Source organism: Pseudomonas sp. GW823-FHT02E01 (genome assembly GCF_058797535.1).
The window spans coordinates 204,895-221,063 of sequence record NZ_JBXAJS010000006.1 but is presented as its reverse complement, the minus strand read 5'-3'; the positions used below and the strand labels follow the sequence as shown (position 1 = coordinate 221,063).

The 16,169-nt window shown below is 61.3% G+C and carries 12 protein-coding genes; 8 read left to right on the top strand and 4 right to left on the bottom strand.

Annotation, left to right across the window (positions count from 1 at the left end; genetic code table 11):
- The first annotated feature begins 43 nt into the window (after window positions 1–43).
- The 6 genes from AC1RDQ_RS16565 (at window position 44) to aauR (ending at window position 6,751) form a co-directional block, all read left to right on the top strand.
- Window positions 44–958: a glutamate/aspartate ABC transporter substrate-binding protein gene (locus AC1RDQ_RS16565; protein ID WP_154909574.1), complete on the top strand. Its 915-nt coding sequence runs from the start codon at window positions 44–46 to the stop codon at window positions 956–958.
- Window positions 959–1,152: 194 nt separating this feature from the next.
- Window positions 1,153–1,899 carry an amino acid ABC transporter permease gene (locus AC1RDQ_RS16560; RefSeq protein ID WP_057716225.1) on the top strand — a complete coding sequence of 249 codons (747 nt, stop codon included), beginning with the start codon at window positions 1,153–1,155 and terminating at the stop codon, window positions 1,897–1,899.
- A complete protein-coding gene (locus tag AC1RDQ_RS16555) occupies window positions 1,899–2,570 on the top strand; it encodes an amino acid ABC transporter permease (RefSeq protein WP_057716226.1) in 672 nt (223 codons plus the stop codon). Before AC1RDQ_RS16560 ends, AC1RDQ_RS16555 begins: the two co-directional genes overlap by 1 nt.
- Entirely contained in the window at window positions 2,567–3,301 is a 735-nt protein-coding gene (locus AC1RDQ_RS16550) for an amino acid ABC transporter ATP-binding protein (RefSeq protein WP_057716227.1), read from the top strand. Before AC1RDQ_RS16555 ends, AC1RDQ_RS16550 begins: the two co-directional genes overlap by 4 nt.
- A gap of 223 nt (window positions 3,302–3,524) precedes the next feature.
- Window positions 3,525–5,426, top strand: a complete 1,902-nt coding sequence (aauS, locus tag AC1RDQ_RS16545; protein ID WP_492587737.1) for a two-component sensor histidine kinase AauS — start codon at window positions 3,525–3,527, stop codon at window positions 5,424–5,426.
- Window positions 5,423–6,751 carry a two-component response regulator AauR gene (aauR, locus tag AC1RDQ_RS16540; protein WP_150815089.1) on the top strand — a complete coding sequence of 443 codons (1,329 nt, stop codon included), beginning with the start codon at window positions 5,423–5,425 and terminating at the stop codon, window positions 6,749–6,751. Before aauS ends, aauR begins: the two co-directional genes overlap by 4 nt.
- A 130-nt stretch (window positions 6,752–6,881) precedes the next feature.
- Here the strand turns inward: aauR and AC1RDQ_RS16535 are convergent, their stop codons facing one another.
- On the bottom strand, window positions 6,882–7,913 hold the full coding sequence (locus tag AC1RDQ_RS16535) for an alpha/beta fold hydrolase (protein WP_492587736.1): 1,032 nt from the start codon (window positions 7,911–7,913) through the stop codon (window positions 6,882–6,884).
- Window positions 7,914–8,119: 206 nt separating this feature from the next.
- Here AC1RDQ_RS16535 and AC1RDQ_RS16530 point away from each other — a divergent pair, with 206 nt between their 5' ends.
- Together AC1RDQ_RS16530 and metR are read left to right on the top strand one after the other, a co-directional pair.
- On the top strand, window positions 8,120–13,336 hold the full coding sequence (locus AC1RDQ_RS16530) for a dermonecrotic toxin domain-containing protein (protein ID WP_492587735.1): 5,217 nt from the start codon (window positions 8,120–8,122) through the stop codon (window positions 13,334–13,336).
- Window positions 13,337–13,453: 117 nt separating this feature from the next.
- Window positions 13,454–14,371, top strand: coding sequence for a transcriptional regulator MetR (gene metR / locus AC1RDQ_RS16525; protein ID WP_007985733.1), 918 nt, complete (start codon window positions 13,454–13,456; stop codon window positions 14,369–14,371).
- A gap of 177 nt (window positions 14,372–14,548) precedes the next feature.
- Here metR and AC1RDQ_RS16520 read toward each other — a convergent pair whose 3' ends face one another.
- The 3 genes from AC1RDQ_RS16520 to AC1RDQ_RS16510 are packed head-to-tail and all read right to left on the bottom strand — an operon-like array spanning window position 14,549 to window position 16,145.
- Complete coding sequence (locus tag AC1RDQ_RS16520; protein WP_090453308.1) at window positions 14,549–15,046, bottom strand: GNAT family N-acetyltransferase; 498 nt, start codon at window positions 15,044–15,046, stop codon at window positions 14,549–14,551.
- A gap of 2 nt (window positions 15,047–15,048) precedes the next feature.
- Window positions 15,049–15,687, bottom strand: coding sequence for a LysE family translocator (locus AC1RDQ_RS16515; protein ID WP_057716232.1), 639 nt, complete (start codon window positions 15,685–15,687; stop codon window positions 15,049–15,051).
- A 23-nt stretch (window positions 15,688–15,710) separates the two neighbouring features.
- Window positions 15,711–16,145: an NUDIX hydrolase gene (locus AC1RDQ_RS16510; RefSeq protein WP_492587734.1), complete on the bottom strand. Its 435-nt coding sequence runs from the start codon at window positions 16,143–16,145 to the stop codon at window positions 15,711–15,713.
- Between the last annotated feature and the right edge of the window lie 24 nt (window positions 16,146–16,169).

Here is a 16,169-nt window from a genome sequence, read left to right as displayed (position 1 = left end):
GGTGAACTGGCTCCATAAAAAAAACAAAGTCGAGGAAAATTTGATGCGCATCGTTCCCCATATCCTGGGCGCAGCCATTGCTGCCGCTCTGATCAGCACGCCAGTTTTCGCCGCCGAACTCACCGGCACCCTGAAGAAGATCAAAGAGTCCGGCACCATCACCCTGGGCCATCGCGACGCTTCCATTCCGTTTTCCTACATTGCCGACGCTACCGGCAAACCGGTCGGCTACTCCCACGACATCCAGCTGAAAGTCGTCGAAGCGCTGAAAAAAGACCTCGACATGCCGAACCTCCAGGTCAAGTACAACCTGGTGACTTCGCAAACCCGTATCCCTCTGGTGCAAAACGGCACAGTGGACCTCGAGTGCGGCTCCACCACCAACAACGTCGAGCGTCAGCAGCAAGTTGACTTCTCCGTTGGCATCTTCGAAATCGGTACTCGCCTGCTGTCCAAGGCCGACTCCAAGTACAAGGATTTCCCTGACCTGGCCGGCAAGAACGTCGTGACCACCGCCGGCACCACGTCCGAGCGCATCCTCAAGGCGATGAACGCCGACAAGCAGATGGGCATGAACGTCATCTCCGCCAAAGACCACGGCGAGTCCTTCCAGATGCTGGAAACCGGCCGCGCAGTGGCCTTCATGATGGACGACGCCCTGCTGGCCGGTGAAGCAGCCAAGGCCAAGAAGGCAAGTGACTGGGCCGTTACCGGCACTCCACAGTCCTACGAAATCTACGGCTGCATGGTGCGCAAAGGCGACGAGCCGTTCAAAAAGGCTGTGGATGACGCCATCAAGGCCACCTACGCATCGGGCGAGATCAACAAGATCTACGAAAAATGGTTCATGCAACCGATCCCGCCAAAAGGCCTGAACCTGAACTTCCCGATGAGCGACGAACTCAAGGCCCTGATCGCCAAGCCGACTGATAAAGCGGCTGACGACAAGAAGTCCTGATTTCTGACTAACCTTATCTCCTGAGAGGGCCCTGGCCCTTTCAGGAGGTGGTCACTTCCTGCTGGCATTTTTTGGAAACACTCGAACCGGTGGCTGTCGAGCCGGGAGCGTGTGCCTGATCGTAAAGGTCGGGCGGGAACGGAGCTTCCCCCAAGCGGGCACTTGTACATCGATTGAACTGAGGGGAGACCCTAATGAATTACAACTGGGACTGGGGCGTGTTCTTCAAGTCCACCGGCGTGGGCAGCGAGACCTATTTCGACTGGTACGTGACCGGTCTGGCCTGGACCATCGGCATCGCCATCGCGGCCTGGATCATCGCCCTGACACTGGGCTCGATCCTGGGCGTCATGCGTACCGTGCCGAACCGTATCGTATCGGGCATCGCCACCTGCTACGTCGAACTCTTCCGTAACGTGCCGCTGCTGGTTCAGCTGTTCATCTGGTACTTCCTGGTACCCGACCTGCTGCCGGCCGACCTGCAAGAGTGGTACAAGCAGGATCTGAACCCGACCACCTCGGCCTTCCTCAGCGTCGTCGTGTGCCTGGGCCTGTTCACTACCGCCCGGGTTTGCGAACAGGTGCGCACCGGTATCCAGGCCCTGCCAAAAGGCCAGGAATCCGCGGCTCGCGCCATGGGTTTCAAGCTGCCGCAGATCTACTGGAACGTGCTGCTGCCCCAGGCCTACCGGATCATCATTCCGCCGCTTACCTCGGAATTCCTGAACGTCTTCAAGAATACCTCCGTGGCCTCGCTGATCGGTTTGATGGAGCTGCTCGCGCAGACCAAGCAGACCGCCGAGTTCTCCGCCAACCTGTTCGAAGCCTTCACCCTGGCAACGCTGATCTACTTCACCCTGAACATGAGCCTGATGTTGCTGATGCGCGTGGTCGAGAAGAAAGTCGCCGTACCGGGCCTGATTTCCGTAGGGGGTAAATGATGGAATTCGACTTCTCGGGCATCATCCCGTCCCTGCCGGGCCTGTGGAACGGCATGATCATGACCCTCAAGCTGATGGCCATGGGCGTGATCGGCGGCATCATCCTCGGCACCATCCTGGCGTTGATGCGTCTGTCCCACAACAAAGTGCTGTCGAACATCGCCGGCGCGTACGTTAACTATTTCCGCTCGATCCCCTTGCTGCTGGTGATCACCTGGTTCTACCTGGCGGTACCGTTCGTGCTGCGCTGGATCACCGGCGAAGACACGCCGATCGGCGCGTTCGCCTCGTGCATCGTGGCCTTCATGATGTTCGAAGCGGCGTACTTCTGCGAAATCGTCCGCGCCGGTGTGCAGTCGATTCCCAAGGGCCAGATGGGCGCGGCTCAGGCGCTGGGCATGTCTTACGGCCAGATGATGCGCCTGATCATCCTGCCGCAAGCGTTCCGCAAGATGACGCCGCTGTTGCTGCAACAGAGCATCATCCTGTTTCAGGACACCTCGCTGGTCTACGCCGTCGGCCTGGTGGACTTCCTCAATGCTTCGCGCGCCAGTGGCGACATCATTGGCCGCTCCAATGAGTTCCTGATTTTCGCGGGTCTCGTGTACTTCATCATCAGCTTTGCCGCCTCGCAGCTGGTCAAGCGTCTGCAAAAAAGGTTCGCCGTATGATCTCTATCAAAAGCATCAACAAGTGGTATGGGGACTTCCAGGTACTGACTGATTGCAGCACCGAGGTCAAGAAAGGCGAAGTGATCGTGGTGTGCGGGCCATCCGGTTCCGGCAAGTCGACCCTGATCAAGTGCGTCAACGCCCTGGAACCGTTCCAGAAAGGCGACATCGTGGTCGATGGCACCTCCATCGCCGACCCGAAGACCAACCTGCCGAAACTGCGTTCGCGCGTGGGCATGGTGTTCCAGCACTTCGAGCTGTTCCCGCACCTGACCATCACCGAAAACCTGACCATCGCGCAGATCAAGGTGTTGGGCCGCAGCAAGGAAGAGGCCACCAAGAAAGGCCTGCAACTGCTCGAACGCGTCGGTCTCTCGGCCCACGCCCACAAGCATCCTGGCCAACTGTCCGGCGGTCAGCAGCAGCGTGTGGCGATTGCCCGTGCGCTGGCGATGGACCCGATCGTCATGCTGTTCGACGAACCGACCTCGGCGCTAGACCCGGAAATGGTCAACGAAGTGCTCGACGTGATGGTGCAACTGGCCCACGAAGGCATGACCATGATGTGCGTGACCCACGAAATGGGCTTCGCCCGTAAAGTGGCCGACCGCGTGATTTTCATGGACCAGGGCAAGATCATCGAAGACTGCAAGAAAGAAGAGTTCTTCGGTGACATCAATGCCCGCGCGGAGCGTACGCAGCACTTCCTCAACAAGATTCTGCAGCACTAAGCAAACACCGTTCCCCTAATGTGGGAGCGGGCTTGTGTGGCGAGGGGGCTTGCCCCCGTTGGGTCGCGGAGCGGCCCCTGCATTGCAAAGTCGAACCGCGTGTGTAGGGTTTACGACTGCTTCGCAGCCGAACGGGGGCAAGCCCCCTCGCCACAGAGCTCGCTCCCACAGGGGCCGGCGGTGGCTTGCAGATTTGTGTTGTGGTTGACCCAAGGCATCTGTGATGAAATGCGACCCCACTCTTTATCGCGCCACGTCGCCATCACTCGCCGTGAAACCCCGTCTGGTTCGTCATTTGTTCCTGCCGCCACTGATCATCGCCATGATGATCGGCCTGGGCTATATCGGCTTCTGGATCAGTGAGCACTACGGCATCCGCAGCCTCAGCGAAAACGGCCAGCGCCAGCTGGAACTGCACGCGCGCGCCGTCGAAAGCGAAATCAGCAAATACACCTACCTGCCCAGCCTGCTGGAACTCGAAACCAGCGTTTCGCAGTTGCTGGCCGACCCGACTCCGGAATACCGGCAGACGGTCAACGATTACCTTGAAGGCCTGAACCGGCGCAGCCGCAGTCGGGCCATCTACGTGATGGACACCACCGGTCGCGTCATGGCCACCAGCAACTGGCGCGATGTCGACAGTTACCTGGGTGAAGACCTATCCTTTCGCGCCTATTTCCAGAACGCCGTGCGCGGTCAGCCGGGGCGTTTCTACGGCATTGGCAGCACCAACGGCGAACCCGGTTACTACTTGGCCCATGGCCTGGAAGAACACGGCAAGATCATCGGCGTCGCCGTGGTCAAGGTCCGCCTGGAAGCCATGGAAGAACGCTGGCAACGGGCTCGCCTGGAAGCCTTCGTCAGCGACGAAAACGGCATCATCATTCTTTCCAGCGATCCGGCACGGCGCTTGAAATCGGTGGTGCCGCTGAGCGAAGAAACCAAGGAAAAACTCGCCCGCAGCCTGCAGTACTACTGGTTCCCGCTCAACGAACTGCAGCCGCTGGCCCGGGAAACCCTGTCCGAAGGCGTGGAAAAACTCACGTTCCCGGCCAACAGCGAGCTGGTGTCCGACGATGAAAACATCAGCTATCTGGCGCAAACCCGGCCGTTGAGCGATACACCGTGGAATTTCACCCTGCTCACGCCACTCCAGGACTTGCGCCGCGAAGCGATCAACCAGGGGATCCTGGTGGCCGTGGCGTTTGCCCTCCTGGCGTTCCTTTTGATCGCCTGGAACGAGCGGCGCAAGGTGATCGCCACCCGCCTCGCAGCCCGGGAAGCCTTGCAGGAAGCCAACAATCAGCTGGAGCGTCGGATTACCGAACGCACCACCGACCTGCGCGCCAGCAACGAACGGCTCAAGGGCCAGATCCGCGAACGCCGGCTCGCCGAAGAGACTTTGCGCCGTGCCCAGGATGAACTGGTGCAGGCCGGAAAACTCGCGGCCATCGGCCAGATGTCCACCAGCATCGCCCACGAACTGAACCAGCCGCTGGCGGCGTTGCGCACCTTGTCCGGCAATACCGTGCGCTTCCTCGAACGCGGCCAGCTCGACGTGGCCAGCACCAACCTCAAGACTATCAACGAACTGATCGACCGCATGGGCCGGATCACCGCCAGCCTGCGCTCGTTCGCCCGGCGCGGAGACGACAAAGGCCAGGCCTGCCTCGGCAAAGCGGTGGACGCGGCCCTGCAATTGCTAGGCGCCCGGGTGGAAAATATTCAGCTGCAATTACACCGCGACTTCACCGATGTGCAGGTGCAGATCGACCAGACCCGCCTGGAGCAGATTCTGGTCAACCTGATCGGCAACGCCCTCGACGCCATGCAAGCGCAGCCGCAACCCGAGCTGTGGCTCGAAGGCGAAGCGTTCGATGGCAAATACCGCCTGCGGGTGCGTGACAACGGCCACGGCATCGACGCCGAAGCGCGCAAGCACCTGTTCGAACCGTTTTTCACCACCAAACCCGGCGAACAGGGCCTGGGCCTGGGCCTGACCCTTTCCGCCAGCCTCGCCGCCGCCACCGGCGGTCACCTGGGTGTCGAGCACCCGGCCAGCGGTGGTACTGCATTCGTCCTCAGTTTACCGTTGGTAAGCCCCACTCTCGCCGAGCCAATATGAACAACGACCTTAGTGTATTGATCGTCGAAGACGACCCCCATGTGCTGCTCGGCTGCCAACAGGCGCTGACCCTGGAAGACATTCCCTGCATTGGCGTGGGCAGCGCCGAAGAAGCCCTGGAACGGGTCGGCGACAACTTCGCCGGCATCGTCGTCAGCGACATTCGCCTGCCGGGCATCGATGGCCTGGAACTGCTGACCCGGCTCAAGGAGCGCGACCGCAGCCTGCCGGTGGTGCTGATCACCGGACACGGCGACATCTCCATGGCCGTCGGCGCGATGCAGAAAGGCGCCTACGACTTCATGGAAAAACCGTTCTCCCCGGAGCGCCTGGTGGACGTGGCCCGCCGCGCACTGGAGCAACGCAGCCTGGCGCGGGAAGTCTCGTCGTTACGTCGGCAACTGGCCGAGCGCGACTCCCTCGAAGGGCGGATCATCGGCCGTTCGCCAGCCATGCAGAACTTGCGCGAACTGATCGCCAACGTCGCCGACACCTCGGCCAACGTGCTGATCGAGGGCGAAACCGGCACTGGCAAAGAACTGGTCGCTCGTTGCCTGCATGATTTCAGTCGGCGCCACACCAAACAGTTCGTCGCACTGAACTGCGGCGGCCTGCCGGAAAACCTGTTCGAAAGCGAAATTTTCGGCCACGAGGCCAACGCCTTTACCGGCGCGGGCAAACGGCGGATCGGCAAGATCGAACACGCCGACGGCGGCACGCTGTTCCTCGACGAAGTGGAAAGCATGCCCCTGCCCTTGCAGATCAAACTGCTGCGGGTACTACAGGAGCGCACCCTCGAACGCCTCGGCTCGAACCAGAGCGTGGCGGTGGATTGCCGTGTCATCGCAGCGACCAAATCCGACCTCGTCGAGTCGAGCAAGGCCGGCGAGTTCCGCAGTGACCTGTATTACCGCCTCAACGTGGTGACCCTGGAACTGCCGCCGCTGCGCGAGCGCCGCGAAGACATCCTGCAATTGTTCGAACACTTTTTGCAGCAGTCGTCCCTACGCTTCGACCGCACGGTGCCGGAGCTGGACAACCAGACCGTTTCGAACCTGATGAGCCACGATTGGCCGGGTAACGTGCGTGAACTGCGCAACGTTGCCGAGCGCTTTGCCCTGGGCCTGCCGGCGTTCAAGAAAACCGGTGCCGGTGGCGGCAATCAGGGTCTGGCCTTTGCCGAAGCGGTGGAAGCGTTCGAGCGCAATCTGCTCAGCGACGCCTTGCAACGCAGCGGCGGCAACCTGACCCAGGCCAGCCAGGAACTGGGCATGGCCAAGACCACTCTGTTCGACAAAGTGAAAAAGTACGGCCTGAGCCATTAGGGGGCTTGCTCAAAGCGACCCAGAACCTGTGGGAGCGAGCTTGCTCGCGATGGCGGCGTTTCAGTCACCGATGATGCCGACTGATCAGACGCAATCGCGAGCAAGCTCGCTCCCACAGGTAATCGGGGGATTACAGGAGGTTGTGATCGGCCACAGGCTCGATCTGCGCCCAATGTGAAGTGTCTTCTCGGTGCTCGCGCAAGTACGGCAACACCGCCGCCAGCAACGGCGCCTTGAACGCCTCCTGGAAACGATGGGCCAGGCCCGGAATCAGGATCAACTGACTGCCGTGCAGATGCGCCGCCAGATGCACCCCGTGCATCACCGGCAACAGCGGGTCGGCCGTGCCATGCACCACCAGCGCCGGCACCCGCAACTGATTGAGCAGGGTTACCCGGCTCGGCTCGGCGAGAATGGCCATGATCTGGCGTTTCACGCCCTCGGGATTGAACGCCCGGTCATAGGACTGCGCCGCCTGATGCAGCAACGCCTGGCGATCGTCGGTCACTATCGGGCTGCCCAGCGCCGCCAGCAAGTCAGCCTGTTGCTCCAGGGCCACTTCGCGGTTCGGTGCGCCGCGCCGCGCCAACAACTGCACCAGCGCCGCACTCGGTGCCGGCAAGCCTTCGGCGCCGGAGGTGGTCATGATCAGGGTCAGACTCTCGACCCGTTGCGGTGCCATGGCAGCCATGTGCTGGGCAATCATGCCGCCCATGCTGGCGCCCAACACGTGGAATTGATCGATGTGCAAGGCGTCCATCAAGCCCAGGCCATCGTCGGCCATGTCGGTCAGCGAGTACGGTGACGACACCGGCAATCCGAGTTTGTAGCGCAGCACTTCGAAGGTCAGGTTGGCGTCGGCCGGTGCTTGCCGCCAGGTCGACAGGCCGACATCGCGATTGTCATAGCGGATCACCCGGAACCCCTGCTGGCACAAGGCGACAACCACCTCGTCCGGCCAGTGAATCAATTGCCCGCCCAGCCCCATCACCAGCAGCAATGCAGGATCCGACGCACGGCCAATGCTCTGGTACGCCAGGCTTACCTGGGCCAGATCCACCCGTTCGGTCGGAACATTGACATCGCAACGAGACGCCGCCAATGACGGCAAGCCGAATAAAAAGGCGGCCAAAAAAACAAATCTTGATAAGAAAACACGCATGAAGAAACACCGAAACGCAGAACCCCAGTAGAGCGCGAGTCTGATGAAGTTTGTTCAAGCGCGCTGCCACAGTTACGTGACAGTTTGATGAAGAGTGCCGGACGGTCATCAGACCAGACAGCGGCACGCGATAACTATGTACCACCATGCCGCTTCTCGAACGAACTTTAATGGCCCCGATTTTTCACCCATCGGAGTCCTTCTTCATGCACGAATCACCTGCCGCACCGCTGGCCGACTTCGGCCTCGTCTCCTCATTGGCCCAAGACACGGATGAAAACCTGTACCTGAGCGCCTCGGCGCGCTGGAACGACTGCCGCGATCAATGGCTGGCCCTCATGGCACAGAACCCGCAAGTTCCCTTGACCACGAACTGGTGGCAGGCACGCGCACGCGGTACCGACGTTTCACGCAAGGCACAGGCCATCCGCTTGTATCGCCAGCATTTCGAAGCGTCGTGCCAATTGGCATTTGCCCAGGGTACCTTGAATGCCGAACAGTTCAATGTGCTGCTGGATCTCGTCAACCCGGCAGCGCAGACAACCTCCCCCGAGATTCTGGTTTACGTCGAGACCCTGTCGCTCGGGGGCAACAGCGGTCTGACTGACGAACTGCCGGGTGCCCTGGTCATTACCCGCAACACCGACCAACCGGTCACCCAGTTGCTGTATCTGCCGTCTCGGCAAGCGCCCTGGATGACCTTTGAAAATCGCAACAGTCTGGAACGCTGGTTGACCCAGCAGCAACCCGAACCCGAGGGCAGCCGCGTCACTGTCGATTACACCGTATTGGACACCCCGCAGCTGACGAAAAGTGCCGAGTCCCTGTTGGCGGGACTGGCCACAGCCCCTGCCGAGCGGCAACGCAACGACCGTGTTTTTGCCTCGCCCGCCGACCTGCCCCTGCCGGATACAAGCAACGACATCGCCCCGTTCGGGCAACTGAGCCCCGACGTTCCCTTCAGCCTGCGCCACAGCGCTTTAGTGCAACAGCAAACGGCACTGCAAAACTTTCTGGGGCTGGACTTTGCAGGCACCACCGACGACCCGCGCATGCAGAGGCTGCAACAGCAATTCGACGCTCTGCGCGCCGCCGAACAGGCCAGCAGCGAGGCCGCAAGTGCCCTGTTAAGCGCCGACGATGCACCGCAACTGCTGGAACTGCGCCACGCGTCGGGCATACATTACAAGGCCCTGTACCAGGCGCGCCTGAGCGGCCTGCGTGCCGAAGCCGACCTGCAATTGAACCTGAATCAGATCAGCAGCGATGAATATCAGTGGCTGACGGCCGTGCTCGACGCACCCGAAAAACCTCGACCGGCCGATGTGGTGGTCGCCCGACTGGTGTTGACCGCGACTGACAGCGAAGACGACACCCTCCGCACGCAGACCCAGGAGCTCGACGGTGTACTGCTCTTTGCCCGGCCATCGGCATTGCTGCCGTCCGCCAGTGACAGCGTGTTGCTCTACTGGCCCGGACATTTCGGCGGCCTGCAACGGTTCGCCTCCCGCCAGGCACTGGAGCAGAAGATGTTCAGGCAGCCGGCCAACGAGGACACGCAAGCGCTGCAGCTTTTGCCGCTGGCCGGCAACCCGTTCGAGTACGCCCTGCAAACCCAGCTTCACAGCTGTGAACAGCATGCGACGCGGCTGATGACCGCCAACCCCGTGCCCTCCCATGCCGGCCAACGCGCGGCGGAACTGGAAAACCTGCGTGAACAGACGCTCGCCCGCCTGACCGTCCCCACTGTCTCCGCGCGGGAGCTGGCCTTCGCACAAATCGTCGAGCAAAACCGCAGCGCCACGCTGGCAACACGCTTGCCGTCCTCCCTCAGCGCACTGTCCGTGGCCGAACGCGATCGGCTCAAGGCGTTGTTCACCGCCTACATCGCGGCGATGAAGCGCACCCATCAACTGCTTGAACGGGAACTGCCACTGCGCGAGTCATTCAGCAAAAAGGCCATCGACGCCCGCCTGCGTAAAGACTTCGCCCTGACGCAAACCGCTGAAGTGATGCTGGACATCCCCGACACCACCACGTGGCGCAAGGTGCTGATCGAGGGCGCAGCGCCGGGAACACCGCAAAAGAATGTACTGACCGGCAGCGAGCAGCGCAGCTTGTTGTCCCTCGCCGAACTGGCGCAAGGCAATATCGATCAGTCGATGTGGTATCGGGTGTCGTTGATGCGGGTCCAGATCAGCGGCGCCGACGAGGCGCAACGGCAGAAACTGAAAACCGGCATCACCCAGGACTACCTGCGCAACATGGTCACCGAGCTGGATCTGGCCGGGAAATACGAAAGGCTGATTCGCGAGACCTTCCTTGGCGCCCCTAGCGCCTCGGCCTTCAGCAATGAATTTCGTCGTGAATGCCTGGGCGAACCGTGGCGGCTGATGCTCCAGTTGCACGGCGAATTCGCCGTGCTGGCCAAGGACATCGACGTCTCGGGCCAGCGCGTGCTGCAGATCGCCATCGACGCCAACAGTCGTGAAGCCTTTGCGGTCGACGGCAAGCGCATCGTGTTGTTGCCCGCGCACCTGACCGTTGGCGGCACGGACACGCCGGGCGAGGGGGCGAGCACCCTGGCCGGGGTGACCTTTATCGTCGAGCAGATCAGCGGCCTGACCCTGCTCTATCGGCCTGACTGCCCCGATGGGGTGTTTGTGCGTCAGTTCGACAGCCTTGAACAGGCGCGGACGTTCCTCTTCAACCAATGCCTGAACAGCACGATGGTCAACTACTTGGCCGGTCGCGCCCTGACCGGGGAATTTGCCTCGCACGTCAGCCGGATCAACCAGGCCCGGGTGAAAAACTTCGATGCCCTGATCGGCGTCGGCACCGCCTGGCCGGCCAGCACATCCCTGGCAGCGCATCTGCTCAATGTGCACATGGGCCGTTTGCTGGAGGCGCATCGGTCGACATCGCGCTCCAACGATGCCTTGTATCTTGAGCACGTCGCGCTGCGCTCCGGGGCCATGTTCAATTACCTGAAAATGGCGCTGGGCGTCGTGCCTTTCATCGGTACTGCCATTGCCCTGTACGACGCCTGGAACAGCGCCAACCAGGCAGCGGCGGCCTTCCTGCGCGGTGATGTCGGCCATGGCCTGGCCGAGGTGGAAGCCGTGTTGCTGTCGTTGATCGACGCTGCCATGGATGTACTGCCCGTTGTTGGCGCCACTTCCAGTGCCGCGCGCGCCGCCACGCGCGGGCGACAATTGCGCGCCCTGACCAAACAACCGGGCGCCTTGCAGGTCTCGACCCCGCAGTACGTCCGACGCACCCTCGAACGCTTCAGGGGCTATGAGTACGAACACGAGATTTCCTTCGCCGGCCTGCAACCGGGCACCGAAGGGATTTATCGCAACGTTTATCGCCACGCCGACGGCGACTTCATGGTCAGCCAGGGTCGTATCTATCGCATCGAATTGACCGACAACCCACCGCAATGGCGCTTGAGTGCAACCAGCACCCGAACCTACAAACAACCCATCGCCCTGGATGAAACCGGCCACTGGAAAACCCATTACGCGGTGTACGGCACCGTGACGGCAGGAGGCGGTGCCGGTGGCGGCGCGGTGCTCGGTCATATGGCTGACGGCCTCGACCCGCTCTGGCCCGCCGCCATTCGCCGCTGGCTGCCACGCTGGTGGACGGATCGGGCGTTGCGACGCCAGTTGACGCTGACCAACACTGCCGATGCCTACTCCCGGCGCATCGGGACCCAGACCCGCAGTTCCAACACTGTGCTGGAACATTACTTCAGCCTTGACCGGGAGCAGCGCCAACCGCTTCGAGCCAATGCCGACATTCTTTGCGTGAACGACATCGAGCTGGCGCAGGCCCAGTACCTGAACCTTGAAGAACTGATGCTGATCAGCCACGGCCGCAGACGCATGCTGGTCGAAGATGCTCAAAGCCGCTGCGCCTGGGTCATCGTCGACCGATGGGTACGGCGGATCGCTTTGGTCAAGGAGCGCCTGGTGGAACACCTCAACCGCATCGATCAAATGATTGCCCGTTCGGAGGCCACGCCGTTCAGCAATACCACCGCACACATTCAACTGATGGCGCAACGCAAGGAAATCCGAATCGAGTTTCTCAAGGACTTCGACCGGCTTCACACTCAGGTCGCAGAAGCCAATCGATGGAACGGACGGATCACCAACCGCGTGCAAAAATCAAAGATGGCCCCGGATATGGCCACGGTTAACGAAAAATTCAGCGATGCCAACTACTACTATCTGAAAACGGCAAATGAGCTGGAGATCATCACTCACTACAACGCCATCACCGACCAGTCCTGGGTCTACTTTCACGTACAGTTGAAACAGGCCCGCGACAAGGTCGGGCGAGCGCTGCTGACCCAACATCAATTGCCTGAAGTACAGGCCACGTTTACCCAGCGCAACAAGGTGCTCGAAGATTGCCTGGCGACCTATGCCGAATTTCGTCGCAACCTCGGGGCCTGGTCCCTGGGTTATCCGCAGCATCTGGATCTGGAGCAGGTCACGGCGTTTCTCGACAATCTGGCAGAAGTCGAAGCGGCGGCTCGTCATGCCATCAAGACTCGCCCGTCCAAAAGTGCGAAAGCGGTAAATGCGTCAAAGCAGCTGTTCGAGACGGAAGACAATCAGTTGCTCATCGGCATCGCCAGCACGGATACCGCAACCCGCCAACAGCGCTTCACCGTCGAGGGTGCAAATGGGTTCAGGGAAACCTGGCTACCCCGTTCCTCCAGCGGCAAATATCATCTCAGTGAGCCCGTGGCGGCAGCGCCAACGGAACTTGTGACCGATATCACGCCGTTGCTGGTGGAGGCCAGGAAAAGGCTCGGCACCGTGGACGCCTACAAAAGCAAAGTCGAAGGCCACGCCCGTCAGGACATGTTGCCGGTCGATCTGGAACACATGATGATCAGTGAAGCCGAGGAACTGAACATGCGAGCCCGGGCCATCGAACGCCTGTCGCCCACGGAGACGGTCGCGCTGCAATTGCGCAATCGCGCGAATGAATTGACCCGTGCCGGCCGCACGTTGCGTATTGAGCAGACCCTGAACAGCAAAACCCCCACCGAGGGCTATCTGGACTATCTGCTTGAACAACGCGTGGTGGACATCCGCAAGGAGGGCGGCCTGCGCGATCTGGGTAAACGCACGGATGGACGCAGGGATTTCCTCCAGGAGTACGAGGTGCGCGACCTGCGTAGCGAACCCGCGCACCCCCTGTGGTACGCACACTTCCACTACACCTCGGCCAAGCCCCAGTTCAGCGACTTCGTCAAAGGCCATCTGAAACTGCCGGAACAACGCAACCTGGGCCTGCAATGGCAGAAGGACGTGGCCGCCAGTGGCGGTACGGTCGAGGCGATCTGGCGCGGAGACATCGGCAAAACGCTGGGCAACAAACACTTTTCCTCGCTGTAAAGCAACAACGGCGGAGCACGCCATGTGCTCCGCCGTGCTTGTGGTCGACAGCGGCATCAACATGAGACAAACTCAACCTTTTCGATTTATCGACAAGTTTTCCTCATGGAGCCTCCGGTGCTTGAAATCCGTCACCTCAAGACCCTGCACGCCTTGCGCGAAGCCGACAGCCTGGTGGATGCGGCCGATCGCCTGCACCTGACCCAGTCAGCCCTGTCCCACCAGTTCAAGGAGCTGGAGGAGCGCATGGGCATGCCGCTGTTCGTGCGCAAGACCAAACCGGTGCGCTTCACCAGCGCCGGTTTGCGCCTGCTGCAACTGGCCGACGCTACCCTGCCGCTGCTGCGCGCCGCCGAGCGCGACATCAGTCGCCTGGCCGGTGGCACCGCCGGTCGTCTGCACATGGCGATCGAATGCCACAGTTGCTTCCAGTGGCTGATGCCGACCATCGACCAGTTCCGCGACGCCTGGCCGGAAGTCGAACTGGACCTGGCCTCGGGGTTTTCCTTCGCCCCGCTGCCAGCCCTGGCCCGTGGCGACCTGGACCTGGTGGTGACCTCCGATCCGGTGGACCTGGCCGGGATCACCTATGTCCCCCTGTTCACTTATGAAGCGATGCTCGCGGTGGCCAACCAGCACCGCCTGGCCAGCAAGGCTTATATCGTCCCCGAAGACCTGCTCCCGGAAACCTTGATCACCTACCCGGTGGAACGGGACCGGCTGGACATCTTCACCCGCTTCCTCGAACCCGCCGACATCGAACCGGCCCAGGTCCGCACCTCGGAACTGACAGTGATGATGATGCAACTGGTGGCCAGCGGTCGCGGCGTTTGCGGCATGCCCCATTGGGCACTGCATGAATACAGCTCGCGAGGCTATGTGAAAGCCAAGCGGCTGGGTGAGAAAGGCTTGTTCGCCACGCTGTATGCGGCGATCCGCGCAGACATGCTCGATGCGCCGTACATGCGCGACTTCTTGCTGACGGCCAAGGACACGTCGTTTTCGACGCTGGATGGGGTCAGCGCCGTTCGCTAGAACAATCAGACGATGCGGTCTTTGTGGCGAGGGGGCTTGCCCCCGTTCGGCTGCGAAGCAGTCGCGAAAACTGCAAGCGCAATGTGTCTGAAGAAATGCTGGGGAGCGCTTCGCACTCCAACGGGGGCAAGCCCCCTCGCCACAAAAGCTCGCTCCTACAGGGGATCTATGTGATGGTTAGATCTCGCGCCACATGTGGATCTTGTCGAAGTAATCCTCGCCCACCCGCACGGCCATCGGCTCCAGGCCAAACTGGATGAAGCCGCAGCGCTGGTAGAGGTTGAACGCGGCATCGTTGCCGGCGGTGATGGTCAACTGGATCAGGCGCAAACCCGCATGGTTCTGCGCCTCGGCCAATGCCGCCTGAACCAGTTGATAGCCGAGCCCACGCTGGCGGACCTTCGCGGTCACGTACATGCCAAACAGTGTCACCTTGTGCCGGGCCTTTTCCCGAGGCTCGAACGCGAGGCCGACAATGCCGGCCAACCGGCCCTCTTCGAACGCCCCGAGCACCACGTCCAGCTTGCCGGTCAGGCGCGACTCCCACCAACTCAGCGGCATCGCCGCCCGCTCACGCACGCTCGAGGTAAAGGCCTGCGGGTGCAGGTCGTAGGCTTCGAGCATCAGCGCCCGGTAGTCCAGGGCATGGCTGGCATCAAGTCGTTCGATCCACATCCTCAGGCCATCCGTTTTTGCTCAAGCATCAGCCGCAGCGCCAGCCCCGACAATACAAAGCCCATGAAGTAACGCTGCATCGCCAGCCAGGTCGGATTGTTGACGAACCACGAGGCGATGCCCGCGGCAAACATGGCGATCAGCAGGTTGACGCAGAAACTGACGCTGATCTGGGTCAGGCCGAGGATGATGCTCTGGGTGAACACCGAACCGTGCTCCGGCGTGATGAACTGCGGAAACACCGACAGATAGAACACCGCGATTTTCGGGTTCAGGGCGCTGGTCAGAAAGCCCATGGTGATCAGCTTGCGCGACGAATCCGGGGGCAACTGCTGTGCCTCGAACGGCGAGCGCGCACCGGGTTTGACCGCCTGCCAGGCCAGCCACAACAGGTACAGCGCACCGGCCCACTTCAACACCTCATAAGCCATCGGCACCGCCAGGAACACTGCAGTCAAACCCGCAGCGGCGGCAAACAGGTGCACGAAGAATCCGGCGACCACCCCAAGCAGCGAGATCACCCCGGCCTTGCGCCCCTGGCAGATCGAACGGGAGATCAGGTAGATCATGTTCGGCCCCGGTGTCACTACCATCAGCAACGCGGCAGCAGCAAAAATCAGCAGGTCTTGAAGCGGGATCATGGGCGAGGTCCTTTGCGTGATGATCAGGCGATCGCGGTCAGCGATGCTCGATAAAACGGCAGAATCAGGTCCCGTGTCAATGGCGCCAGGCTGACATCGCCATCGGTGGCCGGGTCGATCCAGATCACCTCTTCGATCTCCGCCGCCGGGGTGACGTCGCAATGAATATTCAGTTGAAAGAGCTCGGCGTGTACGACAAACCCCGGTTCGTTGGCGGCCGGTGCCGAAAAGTGACCGAGGTAAACGGCCTGCGCCGGGTCGATGTCCAGACCCAGCTCTTCTTCCAGCTCCCGGGCCAGGGCGTGGACCGGCAATTCATGGGGCTCGATCTTGCCACCCGGCTGCATGAACGCCGTGGTGCCGCGCTTGCGCACCAGCAACGTGCGGCCGTCAGGGCCGATCAACAGGGCGGCGGCGATGCGGATAATCCCGGAGGCAGGCATGGAAAACGTCGACATAAACAGAAGGCCCTTGACTCAAAA

Coding starts and splice junctions, on each gene's coding strand:
- AC1RDQ_RS16550 (WP_057716227.1), top strand. CDS start 2,567: ATGATCTCTATCAAAAGCATCAACAAGTGGTATGGGGACTTCCAGGTA.
- aauS (WP_492587737.1), top strand. CDS start 3,525: ATGAAATGCGACCCCACTCTTTATCGCGCCACGTCGCCATCACTCGCC.
- aauR (WP_150815089.1), top strand. CDS start 5,423: ATGAACAACGACCTTAGTGTATTGATCGTCGAAGACGACCCCCATGTG.
- AC1RDQ_RS16510 (WP_492587734.1), bottom strand. CDS start 16,145: ATGTCGACGTTTTCCATGCCTGCCTCCGGGATTATCCGCATCGCCGCC.
- AC1RDQ_RS16560 (WP_057716225.1), top strand. CDS start 1,153: ATGAATTACAACTGGGACTGGGGCGTGTTCTTCAAGTCCACCGGCGTG.
- AC1RDQ_RS16555 (WP_057716226.1), top strand. CDS start 1,899: ATGGAATTCGACTTCTCGGGCATCATCCCGTCCCTGCCGGGCCTGTGG.
- AC1RDQ_RS16565 (WP_154909574.1), top strand. CDS start 44: ATGCGCATCGTTCCCCATATCCTGGGCGCAGCCATTGCTGCCGCTCTG.
- AC1RDQ_RS16535 (WP_492587736.1), bottom strand. CDS start 7,913: ATGCGTGTTTTCTTATCAAGATTTGTTTTTTTGGCCGCCTTTTTATTC.
- AC1RDQ_RS16530 (WP_492587735.1), top strand. CDS start 8,120: ATGCACGAATCACCTGCCGCACCGCTGGCCGACTTCGGCCTCGTCTCC.
- AC1RDQ_RS16515 (WP_057716232.1), bottom strand. CDS start 15,687: ATGATCCCGCTTCAAGACCTGCTGATTTTTGCTGCTGCCGCGTTGCTG.
- AC1RDQ_RS16520 (WP_090453308.1), bottom strand. CDS start 15,046: ATGTGGATCGAACGACTTGATGCCAGCCATGCCCTGGACTACCGGGCG.